The organism is Rhizobium laguerreae, assembly GCF_002008165.1.
GTDB lineage: Bacteria > Pseudomonadota > Alphaproteobacteria > Rhizobiales > Rhizobiaceae > Rhizobium > Rhizobium laguerreae.
Genome location: NZ_MRDM01000003.1, coordinates 13,984 through 32,696 on the forward strand (window position 1 = coordinate 13,984; position 18,713 = coordinate 32,696).

The 18,713-nt window shown below is 60.4% G+C and carries 15 protein-coding genes and 2 pseudogenes; 15 read left to right on the forward strand and 2 right to left on the reverse strand.

Going from position 1 to position 18,713, the window contains the following annotated elements; genetic code table 11:
• The first annotated feature begins 196 nt into the window (after nucleotides 1-196).
• From BS630_RS38390 to BS630_RS03650, 8 genes and pseudogenes are all read left to right on the forward strand, one after another.
• The gene (locus BS630_RS38390) at nucleotides 197-328 is read left to right on the forward strand and encodes a hypothetical protein (protein WP_276522920.1); all 132 of its coding nucleotides are present in this window, start codon (nucleotides 197-199) and stop codon (nucleotides 326-328) included.
• Nucleotides 321-512, forward strand: a pseudogene (locus tag BS630_RS37800) (LysR family transcriptional regulator); the annotation flags it as partial. The gene BS630_RS38390 and the pseudogene BS630_RS37800, both read left to right, overlap by 8 nt.
• A 711-nt stretch (nucleotides 513-1,223) precedes the next feature.
• Nucleotides 1,224-2,126: a LysR family transcriptional regulator gene (locus BS630_RS03625; protein WP_077976312.1), complete on the forward strand. Its 903-nt coding sequence runs from the start codon at nucleotides 1,224-1,226 to the stop codon at nucleotides 2,124-2,126.
• Nucleotides 2,127-2,245: 119 nt separating this feature from the next.
• Complete coding sequence (locus BS630_RS03630) at nucleotides 2,246-3,142, forward strand: NAD-dependent epimerase/dehydratase family protein (RefSeq protein WP_077976313.1); 897 nt, start codon at nucleotides 2,246-2,248, stop codon at nucleotides 3,140-3,142.
• Between the two features lie 52 nt (nucleotides 3,143-3,194).
• On the forward strand, nucleotides 3,195-4,163 hold the full coding sequence (locus BS630_RS03635) for an aldo/keto reductase (protein WP_077976314.1): 969 nt from the start codon (nucleotides 3,195-3,197) through the stop codon (nucleotides 4,161-4,163).
• A 64-nt stretch (nucleotides 4,164-4,227) separates the two neighbouring features.
• Nucleotides 4,228-5,052, forward strand: coding sequence for an aldo/keto reductase (locus tag BS630_RS03640; protein WP_077976315.1), 825 nt, complete (start codon nucleotides 4,228-4,230; stop codon nucleotides 5,050-5,052).
• Nucleotides 5,053-5,142: 90 nt separating this feature from the next.
• Nucleotides 5,143-6,174 carry an aldo/keto reductase gene (locus BS630_RS03645; protein WP_077976407.1) on the forward strand — a complete coding sequence of 344 codons (1,032 nt, stop codon included), beginning with the start codon at nucleotides 5,143-5,145 and terminating at the stop codon, nucleotides 6,172-6,174.
• A 44-nt stretch (nucleotides 6,175-6,218) separates the two neighbouring features.
• Nucleotides 6,219-6,752, forward strand: a pseudogene (locus BS630_RS03650) (MFS transporter); the annotation flags it as partial.
• 71 nt (nucleotides 6,753-6,823) lie between these two features.
• On the opposite strand, the gene BS630_RS03655 reads toward BS630_RS03650, so the two are convergent.
• Nucleotides 6,824-7,651 carry an SDR family NAD(P)-dependent oxidoreductase gene (locus tag BS630_RS03655; protein WP_077976316.1) on the reverse strand — a complete coding sequence of 276 codons (828 nt, stop codon included), beginning with the start codon at nucleotides 7,649-7,651 and terminating at the stop codon, nucleotides 6,824-6,826.
• A gap of 154 nt (nucleotides 7,652-7,805) precedes the next feature.
• Between BS630_RS03655 and BS630_RS03660 the strand changes: the two genes are divergently transcribed.
• The 7 genes from BS630_RS03660 (at nucleotide 7,806) to BS630_RS03690 (ending at nucleotide 17,501) form a co-directional block, all read left to right on the forward strand.
• Complete coding sequence (locus tag BS630_RS03660; protein ID WP_077976317.1) at nucleotides 7,806-9,113, forward strand: ABC transporter substrate-binding protein; 1,308 nt, start codon at nucleotides 7,806-7,808, stop codon at nucleotides 9,111-9,113.
• Entirely contained in the window at nucleotides 9,113-10,072 is a 960-nt protein-coding gene (locus tag BS630_RS03665; protein WP_077976318.1) for a carbohydrate ABC transporter permease, read from the forward strand. Before BS630_RS03660 ends, BS630_RS03665 begins: the two co-directional genes overlap by 1 nt.
• Nucleotides 10,069-10,890 (forward strand): carbohydrate ABC transporter permease, encoded by an 822-nt coding sequence (locus BS630_RS03670; RefSeq protein WP_077976319.1) that lies wholly within the window; start codon nucleotides 10,069-10,071, stop codon nucleotides 10,888-10,890. The genes BS630_RS03665 and BS630_RS03670 overlap by 4 nt, the downstream gene beginning before the upstream one ends.
• Before the next feature lie 4 nt (nucleotides 10,891-10,894).
• Nucleotides 10,895-12,946 (forward strand): alpha-L-fucosidase, encoded by a 2,052-nt coding sequence (locus tag BS630_RS03675; protein WP_077976320.1) that lies wholly within the window; start codon nucleotides 10,895-10,897, stop codon nucleotides 12,944-12,946.
• A gap of 140 nt (nucleotides 12,947-13,086) precedes the next feature.
• Nucleotides 13,087-14,121: a LacI family DNA-binding transcriptional regulator gene (locus tag BS630_RS03680; RefSeq protein WP_077976321.1), complete on the forward strand. Its 1,035-nt coding sequence runs from the start codon at nucleotides 13,087-13,089 to the stop codon at nucleotides 14,119-14,121.
• A 37-nt stretch (nucleotides 14,122-14,158) separates the two neighbouring features.
• On the forward strand, nucleotides 14,159-15,256 hold the full coding sequence (locus BS630_RS03685) for an ABC transporter ATP-binding protein (RefSeq protein ID WP_077976322.1): 1,098 nt from the start codon (nucleotides 14,159-14,161) through the stop codon (nucleotides 15,254-15,256).
• Between the two features lies 1 nt (nucleotide 15,257).
• A complete protein-coding gene (locus BS630_RS03690) occupies nucleotides 15,258-17,501 on the forward strand; it encodes a glycoside hydrolase family 95 protein (protein ID WP_077976323.1) in 2,244 nt (747 codons plus the stop codon).
• Nucleotides 17,502-17,883: 382 nt separating this feature from the next.
• Here the strand turns inward: BS630_RS03690 and BS630_RS03695 are convergent, their stop codons facing one another.
• Entirely contained in the window at nucleotides 17,884-18,669 is a 786-nt protein-coding gene (locus tag BS630_RS03695; RefSeq protein ID WP_077976324.1) for an SDR family oxidoreductase, read from the reverse strand.
• Nucleotides 18,670-18,713 lie beyond the last annotated feature (44 nt).

The window sequence follows — 18,713 nt, forward strand, 5'->3', positions numbered from 1 at the left end:
CAGTCGTCGCTTTCAGTGCTTGAAGCAGTTCTCTCGATGCCATTTCAGGAACTGGGAATGCGGCCGCTCATGCGAACCGCACCCATAATGTCGTCGGTGCGGCGTAACCCTTATTTATGGAACTAGCATGGTTCTCTGGAAGTAAGTTCGAAGCCTTGGCCAATGGCGACCCGCATTTAATGTTTGCGGGCCGCACATGACGACGCGTTATCTCTGGACGCTGGAACGCGAAAGCCGGTCGACCCGCAGCGGCCTCGACACGGTCGAGGAAATCATACCGGTCATTGTGGCCGAGGACGTTCCCGGCGCCATGCTGGCCGCGCAATGAAAAATCCATCACCGCCCTGCCCGTTCCCATCCCCCATCCGGAACGCGCGCTCGGTCTGCCGAAGCGTTCGGACGCACCTCGCACCCCCGCCGTCGATCACTTCGCCCGCCACATCCGCACTAGTTTCGAAAATCTCAAACATCTGATCAAGCGGCACGAACGATCTGTGGTCTGGGGAGCCTAGACGCTAGTTTCCCTGGATCCGCTGTAATATCAGGAAATCAATGAATACTGGAAGCAGTCTTCGGCCCGCTCCGCGATCACCGGATTAGCCCGAGCTCCTCTTCAATGTCGCAACCGGCTTCGCTCGGTTTGCGAATGGTCGAGGATATACCGGCGACGAGTGGCTCATCCCCGCCACGCATTCAAATCAGTCCCGGCTGTTGCAACCGCACGAAAACATCGGTTCAACCCAGAAGCCAGAGGTTTCAGCTGGCTGTTAGACCTCGGTACATCTGGCAGAGAACGGATTTGCGGCATTGCAATAGTTGATAATGCAGCGCAATATAACTGTCATAATCTGGGCAGTTAGGCGCCATGCGATGAGGATTTGCATCCATAAATCGGATAGGGCACCTGAGCTTACCCTTTTGCTGCGAGAAAGCCTGCCTATACCCGCGGATACCAAGATAGACAAATGGACCACAATAAAGGTTGTCACCGACAGAGAGATGAGGGCAGACCTTTTAATTCAAATCGGCGGGATGGGGCATGTGTTAATTCGACTTAGCGCGAATAGACGAGCTAGCATGGCCGTTGCCGTCGCGTTGTCACGACACTACCGCCGCATAATCCGAACCGGTAAGCCAGCATCCGAGTGCTGAGTTGTACCGAACGAGCTAGAGCCTTCAAGACCGGTTGCGAAGTATCGTCAAACTAGCCTCCTGAGATCAACATGCAGTTCAAGCGCAATGAAATTCACGAGCTGTCGATCTTTCTCGCGATAGTCCAGTACCGTAGTTTTCGGAAAGCGGCGGATCACCTGGAAGTAACGGCTTCCGCCCTGAGCCACAGCATGAAGGCGCTTGAGCAAAGGCTGGGCGTTCGCCTCCTTAATCGAACCAGCCGCAGCGTTGCGCCAACCGCCGCCGGAACAGCACTCGCTGAGAAGATTTCTGCCGGGCTCGAGCTTATCAATTCCGGACTGGAGGACTTGAACGGGCACTATCAAGCTGGCGCCGGCAGCATTCGCATCAATGTTCTGAAAGATGCCGCCGTTCTGCTTTTGCGGCCAGCCATTCCGGTCTTCCAGCAACGCTTCCCGAATGTCGAACTTGAGGTCGCCGTGGATGACCAGTTCGTCGATGTCACCGCGGACGGCTTCGATGCCGGTATCCGGTACAGCGGCACCATCCCGGAAGACATGATCGCAGTTCCTCTCACTCCTCCTTTAAAATGGGTCGCGGTCGCTGCTCCTGATTATCTCAGAAGTCATGGTCGCCCTATCATGCCGGAGGACCTCAATTCCCACCGCTGCATCCGGATACGGACGGGACGCGGCCAGATCTACAAGTGGGAATTCGAACGCGGCGACGACCGGCGCGAGATCGACGTTCCCGGAGCGCTGATATCAGGCGAGACCGATCTTGCCATCAATGCTGCGCTGGAAGGTGCCGGGGTGTCCTATTGCCTGGAAAGGCTGGCAAGCCCCTACGTTTCCGCGGGGCGCCTGGAAGTCGTCCTTCCCAAATGGGCATCGATAGGCCCGCCGTTTTCGATGTATTATTCCAGCCGGCGGCAGCTCCCCTTCGGCGTCGACGCGCTGATCAAGATCGTTCGCGGCTTGAACGGAGTGTAGCGGCTGTTTCCCATTAATGAGCCTTGTTCATCGGTTCAGTGATTTCCACTCTATTGATTCATCGCTCTCCCGCGTTGTACCGCTTCTATCGAACCTTCATCAGGAAGCGGACAGATCACATGAGCAAGCGGATCATCTTTACCGGCGGCAGCGGCAAGGCCGGCCGCCATGCGGTTCCATATCTGGTGGGGAAGGGACACAAGGTCCGCAACCTCGACCTCGTTCCCTTGGACTGCCCCAGCGTGCAGACGTTGATCACCGATCTCACCGACGGCGGCCAGACCTTCAACGCCCTGTCGATGCATTTCAGCGGTGAGGGTCTGCAAACGCCGGGCGGACCGGCCAAGGTCGATGCCGTCGTGCATTTTGCGGCTATACCGAGCCTGCTGCTCAAGCCCGACAACCAGACTTTTTCGGTCAATGCGATCTCGACCTATAACGTCATCGAAGCGGCGGTGAAACTCGGGATTCCCAAGGTGATCATCGCGTCCAGCGAAACGACCTACGGCGTCTGTTTTGCCGAGGGCGACAAAGATTTCCATTCGTTTCCGCTCGAAGAAGACTATGACATCGACCCGATGGACAGCTATGGGCTCTCCAAGGTCGTCAACGAGAAGACGGCCCGCGCCTTTGCAATGCGCAGCGGCATCGACATCTACGCCTTGCGGATCGCCAACGTCATCGAACCGCATGAATATGAGCGTTTTCCAGGCTTCCTTGCCGATCCGCCATCGCGCAAGCGCAACGCCTGGAGCTACATCGATGCCCGCGATCTCGGGCAGATCGTCGATCTTTGCCTGCAGGCCGATGGCCTCGGTTTCCAGGTCTTCAATGCCGTCAACGACACGATCACGGCAAGCGAGCCAACGCGGGATTTCCTCGGCAAATGGGCGCCGAACACGCCGATCCTCCGGGAGCTCGGCAAATTCGAAGCACCGCTCTCGAACCGGAAGATCCGGGAAGTTCTCGGTTTCAAGGAAGAACACAACTGGCGGAAATACGTTACCGGCGCATGATGCCGCGAGGCGCATTTCCGCCACGGCCAACCAACAACTCCGAGGAAAGACCATGAAGACCACAAGACTTGGCAAGACAGGGCTTGAAGTCAGCCGCATCTGCTTCGGCTGCATGTCCTTCGGTAAGCAGACGGACGAACGCCCGTGGGTTCTAGGGCTCGAAGAGGCGCGGCCACTCTACAAGCGCGCATGGGATGCCGGCATCAATTTCTTCGATACGGCCAATGTCTACGCGCAGGGCACCAGCGAAGAGATCACCGGCGTCCTGCTTAAGGAACTGGCGCCCCGCCAGGAGATCGTGCTGGCAACCAAGGTGTTCGGCCGCATGCGTCCCGGCCCTAACGGCCAGGGTCTTTCCCGCGCCGCGATCCTTACCGAGATCGACAACAGCCTGCGCCGCCTCGGCACCGACTATGTCGATCTCTACCAGATCCACCGCTTCGACCCGTTCACGCCGGTCGAAGAAACCATGCAGGCGCTGAACGACGTCGTGCGCGCCGGCAAGGCCCGCTATATCGGCGCATCCTCGATGTGGGCCTGGCAGTTTTCCAAGCTCCAGCATGCAGCCGAGGTCAACGGCTGGACGAAGTTCGTCTCGATGCAGAACCAGGTCAGCCTCACCTATCGCGAGGAGGAACGCGAAATGCTGCCGCTCTGCGGCGATCAGGGTATCGCCGTCCTGCCGTGGAGCCCGCTTGCCGGCGGTAAGCTGACCCGTCCCTGGGGCACCGAGACCAAGCGCGCCACCACCGACCGTTACAACAAGAGCCTGTATGAGAAGACCGGCGATCGGGACGTCGTCGAGGCCGTCGAAGCCGTCGCCAAGGCGCGCAAGACGTCCATGGCGCAGGTCGCGATGGCCTGGGTGCTGCAGAAGCCGGTCGTGACCTCGCCGATCGTCGGCGTCAGCAAGATGAGCCATCTCGAAGATGCGATCGCTGCGGTCGACTTTGAACTCACCAGTGATGACGTCAAGGCGCTCGAAGCCCCCTACAAACCGCTGCACGTCGCCGGTTTCTGACGTCATCACCGCGCGGCTTTTCGGACGCGCAGCAAGATTTTGAATTGCTGCGTAGGAAGAGAACATGACGAAAGAAGCAATGGTCGCCGGCATCCCGCAGATGGGGTACGGCACATGGAATCGTTCGGCCGATGAAGCCCATCAGGGCGTTATCTGGGCGCTCGAAGCCGGATGCCGCCACATCGACACCGCCCAGGGCTACGGCAACGAGCAGGATGTCGCCCGCGGCATCAAAGACGCCGGCGTGGCGCGCAACGAAATCTTCATCACCACGAAGGTGAAGCCCGCCAACTACGGCCCCGGAGCCGTCATGCCGTCGGTCAGGGAGAGCCTGGAAAAGCTCCGCGTCGACCAGGTCGACCTGTTGCTGCTGCACTGGCCGTCGCCGCATAATAAATATCCGCTTGCCGATTATCTCGGCCAGTTCGCCGAGGTTTTCGATGCCGGCCTTGCCAGGCAGATCGGCGTTTCGAACTTTACGAAAGCTCTGATCGACGAAAGCATCCGCCTGCTCGGCAGCCGCATGATCACCACCAACCAGGTGGAGTGCCATGTCTATATGCAGAACCGGCCGATCATCGATTATTGCGAAAAACTCGGTATCGCGGTCACGGCCTATTCACCGCTCGCGCGCGGCGCCGTCGTCGGCGACCCGGTTCTCGAAGAGATCGGCCAGGTCCGCGGTGCCGCCAGCGACCAGATCGCGCTCGCCTTCCTCATCGCCAAGGGGCATGTGGTCATCCCGTCTTCCAGCAAGAGGGGCCGCATCATGCAGAATTTGGAGGCCCGCAAGATCACGCTGACGCCGGCCGAGATCAAACGGATTGAAGGCCTCGAGAAGGGCATGCGGCTGGTAAACGGCGATTGGTGCCCCGTTTGGGATGTGTGAAGGTAGTTCGCTGCTCTTTCCTTCACCGCCGTCGATATCGAAATGACAGCCGCCGTTGATGCCACGGTTGTGTTCAAAGAGGAGATAAACATGGATTATCGCAAGCTCGGTCCCAGCGGGACCGTCGTCACCGCCTATTGCCTCGGCACCATGACCTTTGGCGCGGAGGCCGATGAGGCCGCCTCGCACAAGCTGCTCGACGATTATTTCGCCTGGGGCGGCAATTTCATCGATACCGCCGATGTCTACAGCGCCGGCAAATCGGAAGAGATCATCGGACGCTGGCTGAAGGCGCGCCCGACCGAAGCCCGCCAGGCGATCGTCGCCACCAAGGGGCGGTTCCCGATGGGCAACGGCCCCAACGATATCGGCCTGTCGCGCCGGCATCTTAGCCAGGCCCTCGACGATTCGCTCCGCCGTCTCGGCCTCGAGCAGATCGACCTCTACCAGATGCATGCCTGGGACGCGCTGACGCCGATCGAGGAAACGCTGCGTTTCCTCGACGATGCGGTTTCCTCCGGCAAGATCGGCTATTACGGCTTCTCCAACTATGTCGGCTGGCACATCGCCAAGGCCTCGGAGATTGCCAAGGCGCGCGGTTACACCCGCCCGGTGACGCTGCAGCCGCAATATAACCTGCTGGTGCGCGACATTGAGCTCGAGATCGTCGCGGCCTGCCAGGATGCCGGCATGGGCCTGCTGCCGTGGTCGCCGCTCGGCGGCGGCTGGCTGACCGGCAAGTACAAGCGCGACGAGATGCCGACGGGCGCCACCCGCCTCGGTGAAAACCCCAATCGCGGCGGCGAATCCTATGCGCCGCGTAATGCGCTGGAACGAACCTGGGCGATTATCGCTGTCGTCGAGGAGATCGCCAAGGCGCATGGCGTCAGCATGGCGCAGGTGGCGCTCGCCTGGACTGCGGCGCAGCCGGCGATCACCTCCGTCATCCTCGGCGCCCGCACGCCGGAACAGCTCGCCGACAATCTCGGCGCCATGAAACTCAAGCTCTCCGACGACGAGATGGCGAGGCTCAACGATGCGAGTGCCCCTCAGCCGTTCGACTATCCCTACGGCAAGGGCGGCATCAACCAGCGCCATCGCAAGATCGAGGGCGGGCGGTAGTTCGTGGACTGGGACGGTGGCCGAGCCGCCGTCCGGTTTGCCTCGTCACAGCGCTTGTCTCCTCGGTCCTCCGCCAAGCGGGCATTTCGATGGAACTCCATCTCGCCGCGACCTTTGTCACGGTTCTTGTCATCGGCATCTGGGCGATTTCCGGCATGCGGAATGCACCGGCGCGGATCGCGTTGCATGAAGGCAAGGCGCCGCTGGTAGCGCTTCCCACCTGGGGCCTAATGCCGCTCTGCGTGATCGGCATCGCGGCCTTTCTCGTCGAAGGCGCCGGGATCGACTGGTCGGCGATCTATATGCGCGATGTGTTTTCGGTCGAGCCCTTCATCGGCGGACTGGGACTGACGCTCTTTACCTTCTGCATGGCGCTGGCGCGCCTATTCGTCGATCCGCTGGTCGATCGGTTTGGCGCGCGAGCCGTCGCCACGATGTTGCTTGTTCTTTCGGCGATCGGCATCTGCGCCGTGTCGGCGGCGCCGCATCCCTATGTCGCGCTGGTGGGCTTTGCCTTGATGGGCGCCGGCTGCTATCCTCTCGCTGTCTCGGCGGCCGCCCAACGCACAGATCGCGCGCGCTCCGGGCTGCCGGCGGAGGTAGCGCTGCGACTGCTCGGAGCGCCGTTTCATCGCCCTCAGAGTTTCTGTTACTCTATCGCGCTGAAGCGCAATGCCCTTCCATCGGCTTCTGCCAAAGCGTCCATTTCCTTTTCGAGTACATCTCGATCGTCGACGCCGCGCAAGAGGCGACCAGCAAGCACATCGAACCGGCCAGCGGCGATGTCCGCGATAAGAAGTGCAGCTCGAGAAGGGTGGATATCGATGCCGTCGTCGAAGAGCTGCTGGATGGCGGGCAGATAAGTTTTGCCTGCCTCCGAAAACAACTGCTTTTCCGTCATGTCGGTGCGTACGAGCCCCGGGTCGACGGCAAAGGCGCGTATGCCATGAGCGATCGTCGTATCATTGAGACACTCGGTCAGCCGCATGATCGCTGCTTTACTCGACGCGTATCCGGAACCGTGTGGGAAACTATTGCCCGTCCCTCCACCAACAAGGTTGATGATCCGGCCGCTGCCACGTGCCAACATTGCCGGACAGGCCGCGCGGCAGGCGTGAAACGTCCCTTGCAAGTTGATTTCTACATCCCGCCACCAGGCGACAGGATCACACTCCCATATCGGTCCGAAAGCCTGAAAAGAACCGTGATTGTTGACTAACATATCAACCGGACCCAACTCAGATGCGATCCGGGCAAAAGCGTTTTCGACGGCGCTATATTGGGTAACGTCGGTCGTCACAGCAATGGCTTGCCCGCCCTCCTCTTCAATCAGCGAGGCGGTTTCCTCGATCTCAGTGGCGGTTCGCGCAAGCACCGCGACCTTGGCGCCTTCTCGCGCCTGCCGGAGGGCGATCTCCCGACCGATTCCTCTACCGCCGCCGGTGACGACCGCTACGCTGTCCTTAAGCCGAGTCATTTCAAGCTCCTATGTTGTGCAGCGCTCCCACCGCAATGCAACGGTTCGGCTCGTGAGCATTATCAGACAAAACCCTTGCCAGTTTCAAGATAGATGATAACGTTTCAATTAAATTGAGTGCCTAGGGCAAAGTCAACGTTTGGGAGGATGTGACATGACCAACAGCAGTAGATTCACGCATGAGATACGACGCCGCACCCTGCTTGCGGGTGCGGGAAGTGCCGCATTGATGGCATTTGCGGGCAGTGCCAACGCGCAGGATAGCGTGAGCGGCGAGCTTGTAGTGCTGAATTGGCTCGGTGGTTCCGAGCTCGACATGATGCATCAGATCCAGAATGCCTTTACGGCGAAATATCCGAAAGTGACGATCAGGGAAGTTGCCATTACCGGCCAGGGAGACATGCGCGGTGGCATCCGCACGGCACTCATTGGCGGCGAAGTGGTCGATGTTCTCTACAACACCTGGCCGGCCTTCCGGAAGGAACTGCTCGATGCCGGCATGCTGCGTCCGATCGACGAACAATGGAAGTCCTTCGGCTGGGACAAGCTCATCAGCCAATCCTGGAAGGATCTCGGCGCCATAGCTGGCAAGACCTATGGCCTGACCTACACCTTCGGCAACCGCTCCGGCATCTGGTACAAGAAGGAGCACCTTGCCAAGGCGGGCATCACCGAGCCGCCGAGGAGCTGGGACGAGTTCGTCGCCAGCTTTGCGAAGCTAACAAAGGCTGGGTTCGTGGCTCCCGTCGCCATTCCCGGCAAATACTGGGCGCATGCCGAATGGTTCGAAACGCTGCTACTGAGAACGGCAGGCGTCGAGACGGCTTCGAAGCTGGGCGCGCACGAAATTTCGTGGACCGATCCGGCCGTGAAGAATGCGCTTACGAAGTATGCCGAAATGTTGACCGCGGGCTGCTGCGGCGCTCCGAACAGCATGCTCGCCAACGACTGGGACGGGGAAGCCGATCAGATCTTCCAGGCGAATGCCAAAAACTACCTGCTGATCGGCATGTGGATGAATAATCGCGCCAAGAACGACTACAAACTCACCGAGGGTAAGGATTACGGTCTGTTCCAGTTCCCCGCCCTCGGCATGGGTCATGACGACACGTCGAGCGTCGATACCAAGGAACTGCTCGTCACGGCAAACGGCCCCAATCCGAAGGCAGCAGACGCCTTCCTCGATTTCTGGACAAGCGCCGAGGCCGCCAACATTCTTGCCAAGAACGGCTATGCATCACCCAGCAGTAATACCGACACGTCGCTCTATGGCGAGACGCAGAAGGTGGCGACATCGGCGGTCGCAAGCTCGAAGCTGCAATTCGTGCTCGGAGATCTCCTGCCCGGCGATCTCGTCGATGAATATCGCGTGCAACTGCAGAAATTTCTGCAGGATCCCTCGGATGCAAATATCGATAGCGTCCTTGCGGCAATCGAAACCAAGGCCCAGGGTTCCTACTGATGGCTGGCACCTCCGCTTCCCCTGTGCGGGAAGCGGCGGGCGTGATGCAGGTTTCTCCGCTGGCGGTTAGCATTGAAGGCCGCCGGCGTCTGCTCGGGGACACGCCCGCCGCATTGATCTTGATCGCACCTGTCATCGTGCTATTTGCCGTCGCCGTGGTCTATCCGCTGGTGGAGACTATCCGCTTGAGCTTCTGGGACATACAGGGCCTGCGGAAACCTTCTTTCATCGGCTTTGGCAATTATGTGCGGCTGTTTTCGGACGCCGCCTTTCGCAGCACGCTGCTGACGACCCTGATCTTCACGATCGGGACGACCGTGATTTCGGTCTCGATCGGCTGGACTCTGGCAATGACGTGCGCGTTCGCGCCACGACAGACGCTGCCGTTCCGCGTGATGATCTTTGCAGCCTTCGGTATTTCGGAGGCAGTTTCGGGCTACATGTGGATCGGCATCTACAGGGCCGATGCCGGCGGCCTGCTCAATTCGCTGATCCAGCTTTTCGGGTTTTCCGGCTTCTCGCATGCTTGGCTCGGTGATGCCAATACGGCGCTGTGGGCACTCATCATAGCCGCATCGTGGAGCGGCGTAGGCTTGCCCCTAATGCTGATCTTCGCCGCCATCCAGGCAATCCCGAAATCCGTGCTGGAGGCAGCCTATATGGACGGCGCCAAGCCGCTCTCGACCATGCGCCATATCATGATGCCGCTGTCGATGCCCGGAGTACGTGTCGCGGTCTTCATCAATCTTCTGGGTGCGCTGCGCGCCTTCGACATCATCTACATCCTGACGGGCGGCGGGCCGGTGCGCTCAACCGAGACGGTCGGCTATTTCATGTACCGGGAATCCATGACCCAGTTCAAACTGGGCTATGGCGCCGCAGCGACCGTCATCCTGCTGCTGGCCGTGCTCATCGTCTCGATCCCCGCCATCATCCAGCGAACGGCAGGTGCGAAGTGATCGGCAAGGCTCCCCGCTGGATTGTCATCTTCGTCGGCATCATCGCCTGCATCTGGGTCATCCCGATCGTCGGCATCGTTGTCACTTCCCTGCGTCCTCCCGAGGGCGTTTCGCTTGGCTGGTGGCACTTCGAGCGCTTCGATCTGACCTTCGATGCGTGGCAGCGAGTCTGGGACAAATATCCGCTCTCCCAATCCATGTGGGTGACCATGAAAACGGCGGGGATTGCGACGGCGCTGACGATGCTTTTGACGCCGGCAGCGGCCTACGCCTTCCATTTCCTCAATTTCCCATTCCGCCGCATCTTGCTGATCATCATCATCAACGCATTCGTGCTGCCGCAGCAGGTTGTCATCATTCCGCTCTTCACGCTGTGGCGCGATCTCGGGCTGATCGACAACATACTTTCCGTCCTCATCCCCTATGTCGGGATGTCCTTCGCTTGGTCGATCTTCCTCGTCAAAAATTTCTTCGAGGATTTCCCGCGCGAACTCGTGGAAGCAGCCAAGATCGACGGCTGCGGACCGATTGCGACTTTCCGGCATGTGGTACTGCCGAACAGCCTATCGCCGATCTTCGCCGTCGGCATCCTGCAGTTCCTCTGGACCTGGAACGCCCTGCTGCTGCCGATGCTTTTCCTGCGCAACGATGTACCCCTGCCCGTGCTGCTCGCCCGCATCTCCGGCAGCTACGAGATCAATTGGGACCTGCGCTCGGTGGCGGCGATCATCACGACAATCGTTCCCCTCCTCGTCTTTCTTGTCTTCCAACGTCAGTTCGCCGCCGGCTCTCAAACCCGCACCGGCGCAAAGGAATAGGACCATGCCGAACACCACAAACAAGCCGTTGCGCTACCGCCAGATCCATCTCGACTTCCACACGTCGGAACATATTCCCGGCATCGGCGCCGACTTCGATCCGGATATCTTCGTTTCAACACTGAAGGCGGCGCATGTCGACTCGATCACGATCTTCGCCAAGTGCCATCACGGCTGGTCCTACTATCCGACCAAGGTCGGCAAGCCCCATCCGCAGCTGTCCCGCCCGGACCTTCTCGGCGACATGGTGAAGGCCCTGTCGGCGACCGATATCGAAAGCCCGATCTATATATCGGTACAGTGGGACGAGCTGTCGGCGCGCGAACATCCCGAATGGCGCGCCATGACCGCGTCGAACCAATACCATCACGACCGTCCGGACGACCCTTCGGCCGGCAAGCAGCTGAGCCCCGCGTGGCATACGCTCTGCCTCAACCATGCCGGCCTTCGGAAATACATTCTCGATCAGGCGCGCGAAGTCGCGCAAGGCTACCCCACGCAGGGTCTGTTCTTCGATATCATCCTCACGCCGGATTGCGTCTGCCCGGCTTGCATCGAGCGCATGCAGTGCGAGGGTCTCGATCCGGAAAACCCGGCGGACCGGCTGAAAAACGACGAGGCCGTCAACGAACAGTTCCGCCGCGAAACGAGCGAGGCGCTGTTTGAGGAGTTCCCCAATCTCCGCGTCTTCTACAATTGCGGGCATATCCACAAGCAGGGCCCGAAGCGCTTTTCCACCTATTCTCATCTCGAGCTCGAAAGCCTGCCGACGGGCGGTTGGGGTTATGATCACTTTCCGTCCAGCGCGCGCTACGCGGCAACGCTCGGCATGGACTTTGTGGCTCACACAGGCAAGTTCCACACGTCGTGGGGCGAGTTCGGCGGATTCAAGCACCCCGACGCGCTGGAATATGAATGTGCTCAAATGATCGCGCTCGGATCGAAGTGCCTGGTCGGCGACCAGCTGCATCCGAACGGCGCCATCAATCCTGATACCTATGCCTCGATCGCGCCGGCCTATCGCCGCGTCGAAAAGCTGGAGCCGTTTCTGGATGGCGCCAAGCAGATCTCCGAGATCGCCATATTGTCGGCCGAGCATATGAACCCTAAGGGTGCGCGCAATCACCCGAGCGATGATGGCGCCGCACAGATGCTGCAGGAGCTGAAGCGGCCCTTCGATGTGCTCGACAGTTCCGCTCGTTTCGAGGCGTACCGACTGCTGATCCTGCCGGATGAAATCCCGGTCGATGCTGTCCTTGCGGCGCGGCTGAAAGCCTACCTCGGCGGTGGCGGCAAGATCATCGCCTCCTGGCATTCGGGCATCGGCGAAGATGGTGCATTTGCTATCGATTTCGGCATCGAGCGGCAGCCGACACCGGTCGCGTCCAGACCGAGCTATGTGAAGGCAGGCAAGGACCTTGATCCGTCCATGCCGGAAACCGCCTTCGTTTTCTACGATGAAGCCGAAACCGTCCGCGCGGTCGGCGCAGCGGTGCTGGCCGCTATCTACCCCTCCTACTTCAACCGGTCTTACAAACACTTCTGCTCGCACCAGCATGCTCCGGACGATACAGCCGCTGATATGCTTGGCGCTGCCGTGACCGAGCATGGGGGCGCCGCCTATATTGCCTACCCTATCTTTCGGCTTTACCGGGCCATCGGCCAGCCGCTCTATAAATATGTTGTTCGCGGGCTTCTCGACCGTCTCGTTCCCGATCCGGCGATGGTTACCGATCTTCCCTCATCCGGCCGGGCAACGCTGACCCGGCAGATTGGGCACAATCGCCACATCCTGCATCTTCTCTACGGACCGCCGCAGATCCGCGGCAAGGACGTTCGTGGCGATGACGGCTCGACACGGGTGATGGAAATGATCGAGGACATCCCGGCGATCGGCCCGGTAAACGCCAGCGTGCGGTTGCCGGCAAAACCGAGTCGCGTTTTCGATGCCATGACCGGAGAGGATCTGGCCTGGGAAGCCGGCGCAGACGGCGCCATCAGAATCACGGTGCCGCGCCTGCATATCCACAGCGCCGTGGTGTTCGAAGGCGTCTGATGCGGGTCGAGGTGGGGGAACCGTCGGACATTGCTCTTGCCGCCCGCAACGCTGGTGGGCGGCAGAGCGCTGGGCTATATGACGGAAAAGCGCTTCCCCTGGCGCTATTTCCCCTCAATGAGTGCAGGAGCCCGCTCGACATGCGACAGACGGACCAGACGGCCGGAAAGAGACGCGGAGCCACGATTATCGACGTTGCCAGGGTGGCGGACGTCGCTGTCGGCACCGTGTCCCGTTATCTTAACGGCCAGACGATCCGCCGGTCGAACCGCGAACAGATCGAGCGCGCAATCCAGGATCTGGGCTACCGGCGCAATGCCGCAGCGGCCTCGATCCGTACCGACCTTACCCATATGATCGGCTTCCTGGTGCCGACCTTCGACGAATTCCATGCTCGGATGTTGGAACATCTGGCCAATTCCGTGCGTCAGACCGGACGAGCGCTCTTGACCTACTGTCACGGCGGCGATCCGCGCGTGGTCGCCGAGGCTCTCGATTTCTTTGCCGCGCAACGCGTCGATGCACTGGTCATGGACGGCACGGCTGAGGTCTATGATCGCGTCGACGACCTGATCCATCATGACATTCCGATCATCTTTTACAATAACGACGTCCGCGGGCTGGCCGCCGACCGCGTCATGGTCGAGAACCACCGCGCAAGCCACCGCATCGTCAGCCATTTAATCGACCTCGGCCATAGCCGCATCGGCATCCTGACCGGTGATCCGCGTAACTCATCGGGCATCGAGCGTTTGGCGGGTTATGAACAGGCGCTGCGCGACAGGGAAGTTACGATCGATCCGACGCTTGCAGCGCGCGGCAACTGGCGGATGGACGGCGGCTATGAGGCGACCAAGCGGCTGATGTCGCTGGAGAACCCGCCGACTGCGATTTTCTCCGCCAACTACGGCATGGCGGTTGGGGCGTTAAGCTGGCTGAAGGAGAATGGCCGGCACGTGCCCGAGGACATTTCGCTTGCGAGCTTCGACGATGTGGCGATCTTCCGCCTCTATGAGGCCGGCATTACGGCCGTCGCCCAGCCAGTCGCCAGCATTGCCGAGACCATCACCGACATTCTCGTGGAACGCCTGACGGAACCATCAGGAGGAGCGACCCGCAGCATCGTTCTTGAATGCGACATCATTTTGCGGGGCTCGACGCGACGGATCACCTGACGCGTTCTGCCTGCCAAGCGGTTAAAGGGAGGAAGCTTTGGCCAGCGTAGAATTACACGATATCGACAAGTCCTATGGCAGTTTCGAAGCGATCGAAGGGCTCAATCTAAGCGTTGATGACGGCTCCTTCACTGTCTTTGTCGGACCTTCCGGCTGCGGGAAATCGACGCTGCTGCGGATGATCGCCGGCCTTGAAAAGATCACCGCTGGCGATCTCAAGATTGATGGGCGGCGCATGAACGAGGCCGATCCGATCGAGCGCGGCGTCGCCATGGTCTTCCAGAACTATGCCCTCTATCCGCATATGACGGTCGAGCAGAATATCGGCTTCTCGCTGCGCATGGCCGGCATGAGCAAGGCCGATATCGACAGGAGCGTCGCCGCTGCGGCCGAAACCTTGCAAATCGAACCGCTGCTCAAGCGCAAGCCTGCTCAGCTCTCGGGCGGCCAGCGCCAGCGGGTCGCGATCGGCCGGGCGATCGTGCGCAATCCGGCTGTCTTTCTGTTCGACGAACCGCTGTCGAACCTGGATGCCGAGCTCCGCGTCTCCATGCGTGTCGAGATCGCCAAGCTGCATCGGCGCATCGGCGCCACGATGATCTACGTCACCCATGACCAGACCGAGGCGATGACACTCGCCGACAAGATCGTCGTCATGCGCGCCGGCAAGATCGAGCAGACAGGGACGCCCGATACGCTTTATGCCGACCCCGACAACCTCTTCGTCGCCGGTTTCATCGGCTCGCCGCGCATGAATTTCCTGGATGGCACGCTCGAGCCCAACGGCGTGGTTAGGCTCGATTGCGGCGCTGTCTTCAGGACCGCTCTCTTGCACGGCGCAGGCGACATTCCGATCAAGGCAGGCATTCGGCCCGAGCACTTTACTGGACGCGACGAGACCGGCGGTGCGATCGAGCTCAAGGTCGACGTCGTAGAAAATCTCGGCGGCACCCGTTTCATCTATGGCACGCTGAATTCCGGGCAGGCCGTGATCATCGAGGACCGCTCCGAGACCATCCGCCGCCCCGGCGAAATCGTCACTGCCGGCTTCCCCGCACGAAGGGCCTTGCTCTTCGGTGGGGACGGCGAGCGCATCCGCGGTTCGCGCCCGGAAAACACTCTTCCGGCGGCGTAGCATGACCGCTCATCTTCTCTGGTACGATACGCCCGCACAGCTGTGGACCGACGCGCTGCCGCTCGGCAACGGCCGGCTCGGCGCCATGGTCTTCGGCGATCCCCTGCGCGAACACCTGCAGATCAACGAATCCACCTTCTGGGCCGGCGGTCCCTATCAGCCCGTCAATCCAGACGCTATTGATCATCTGGAAACCGTGCGGCAGCTGATTTTCGACGGCCGCTATGCGGACGCCGAGACGCTGGCCGAGAAACATCTGATGGCACGGCCGATCAAGCAGATGTCCTACCAGCCGATCGGCGATCTCCACCTCGAATTCGATCACCGCGAGAGCGTCTCGGGGTATCGGCGTGCGCTCGATCTCGATACCGCCATCGCTACCTCGTCCTACACTGCCGACGGCATCGCCTACCTGCGCGAAGCCTTCGTGTCGCCGGTCGATGGTGTGCTGGTCCTACGCCTCTCGGCTGACAGGAAACGCGCGATCAGCTGCCGGATCTCCATCGACAGTCCACAGCAGGGAGAGATGCGCATCGGCCAGGGATCCCAGCTGAGCTTTTCGGGCAAGGGCAAAGCAGAATCCGGCATTGCCGCCGCTCTCCGGTTCGCCTTTGGCATCCGGCTTATCAACAGCGGTGGAACGGTCAACGCTTCGGGGGGAGGCCTGTCGGTAGAAGGCGCTGACGAGGTTCTAATCTTTCTCGATGCGGCGACGAGCTTCAGGCGCTACGACGACGTGTTGGGACATCCCGACCGCGATATCGTCGATAGGATCGAAAGAGCCGCTTCGCGCGACTTCGTATCGTTGCGCGACGACCATATCGAAGAGCATCGGCGGCTATTTGGCGCATTCGCCATCGATCTCGGATCGGCGCCTGCAGCGTCGCTTCCAACCGACCAACGTATCGCTGGATTCGCTGGTGGCGATGATCCGGCGCTGGCGGCGCTTTATGTGCAGTTCGGCCGCTATCTGATGATCGCCTCGTCGCGTCCCGGGACGCAACCGGCCAATCTGCAGGGCATCTGGAACGCGGAAACGGAGCCGCCCTGGGGCAGCAAATACACAGCCAACATCAATCTCCAGATGAACTATTGGCTGCCGGCGCCGGCCAATCTGCGCGAGTGCCTCGAGCCGCTCGTCGCAATGGCCGAAGAGCTTGCCGAGACCGGCAAGGCGACGGCACATGTACACTATCGCGCCCGCGGCTGGGTCATGCATCACAATACCGATCTCTGGCGCGCAACGGGACCGATCGACGGCGCCAAATGGGGACTCTGGCCAACCGGCGGTATCTGGTTGATGGCGCAGCTGCTGGACGCTTGCGACTATCTTGATGACGCCGAAGCCATGCGACGTCGACTGTTTCCGATCGCCCGGGAGGCGGCACACTTCCTCTTCGACGTGCTTGTCCCGTTTCCCGGCACCAACTATCTGGTGACGAACCCGTCGCTTTCACCCGAAAACGTCCACCCGTACGGAGCTTCGATTTGCGCCGGTCCGGCGATGGATAGCCAGCTCATCCGCGATTTTTTGGGTCTCCTGCGCCCTCTCGCACTATCAATCGGTGGAGAGCCCGATCTTGTCGCCGACATCGATCGTGTGCTGCCGCGCCTAGCGCCCGACAGGATCGGCGCGAATGGCCAGTTGCAGGAATGGCTCGAAGACTGGGACATGCAGGCGCCGGAGATGCATCACCGCCATGTCTCGCATCTCTACGGCCTTTATCCGAGCTGGCAGATCGACATGGACAGAACGCCCGACCTCGCCGCCGCCGCGCGTCGTTCACTGGAGATCCGCGGGGACGACGCGACGGGGTGGGGCATCGGCTGGCGCATCAACCTTTGGGCGCGGCTGCGTGATGGCAACCATGCCCACAACGTACTGAAACTGCTTCTAACGCCGGAACGAAGCTATAAAAACCTCTTCGACGCTCATCCGCCCTTTCAGATCGACGGAAATTTCGGCGGTGCAGCAGGCATCGTGGAGATGCTCGTGCAGTCCCGCCCGGGGGAAATCCATTTACTCCCTGCGTTGCCGACGGCATGGCCGGGCGGCAGGATCCGTGGCTTGCGCCTCCGCGGCGGCATGCTGCTCGACCTTGACTGGGAGGATGGCGAACCGCTGACGATTAGGCTCACGGCCTCGCGTAATGTCAGTTCGATCCTTCGCTTCGGCCAGACGCGACGCAAAGTCGATCTCGCCGCTGGCGAAAGTTTTTTCGAGGGCGGAAGCGAGTTGCGCTAAATCCGCGCGGACGAGGTGCTGGGCTGGGCTCGTACGGCACTCGGGTTGTCCGATCTGTCGGAGACGAGTTTGCGCCCGGCGTTCGCGAATGTCGCCATCAAGCCGCGTCTTATTACGGTTTTACAGGACATAGAAACCATCGCGAAGATTCCGCCGATTGTCGTTTAGACCGAGTCGAGACCTCGGCCCGGAAAAGACTGCCCTACCTGACACTGTTAGCATGCCGCGCCTGTCCATCGGAAATTCGATGGCTCCGCCCATAGCTGCGAGTTAAAGCCATAGCAAACATCGCTCGCCAACCGATGGCTTCTTCTCGCAGTTAAGGCAGTCGAAATTTCAGTCAAAGGCCATGCTCTCCATAGAAATTGAAGGCAGGGCGCAATCACACGCTCGAGATTAGACCCCCGTCCACGCGGATCACCGATCCGGTCAGATAGGAGGCGCGGCTGCTTGCCATGAACGCGACAACGTCGGCATATTCCTGCGGTTCGCCGTAGCGCCCGACGGGGATCGATGCAGTGCTTGCCGCTGAAACTTCCTCGACGGCCTTCCCTTCGCGCTTCGCCTTCTGATCGTCTAGGAAAGCGATACGCTGCGTGGCGACACGACCTGGCAAGACGATATTGACGGTCACGCCATCACGACCGACCTCACCCGCCAAGGTTTTCGACCAGCCGAGAAGCGACATGCGCAGCGAATTCGAAAGTCCGAGGTTAGGGATGGGCGCCACAACCCCCGACGACGTCGAGGTGATGATGCGGCCCCAACTTTTTTCGCGCATCTTGGGAAGGACGGCATCGCTGATGGCGATGACAGACAGCACCATGCTGTCGAAATATTTGCGCCAGGTTTCTGCGCTCTGACCGGACACCAGCGTCGGCGGCGGGCCACCGGTAATGTTCACGAGCACGTCAACCGAACCGAGCTGCTTTTCGATGGTGGCAAGATTGGGCTCGATCACACCGAGCTCGGCAAGGTCCCATTGAAGCGCCATCGCTGAGCCGCCAGCCGTGCGGATATCGGCAACCGTTTTTTCCGCTGCTTCCCTGTTGATATCTGCAACCGCGATCCGCGCGCCTTCGACGGCGAGCGTTTTAGCAATTGCCCCGCCAAGCCCGCCGCCGGCGCCCAATACCAGGGCAGTCTTGCCTTTCAATCCGAGATCCATGGTCCGTTTCCTTTCCGTTATTGGCGATCTTCATACGCTGTGAT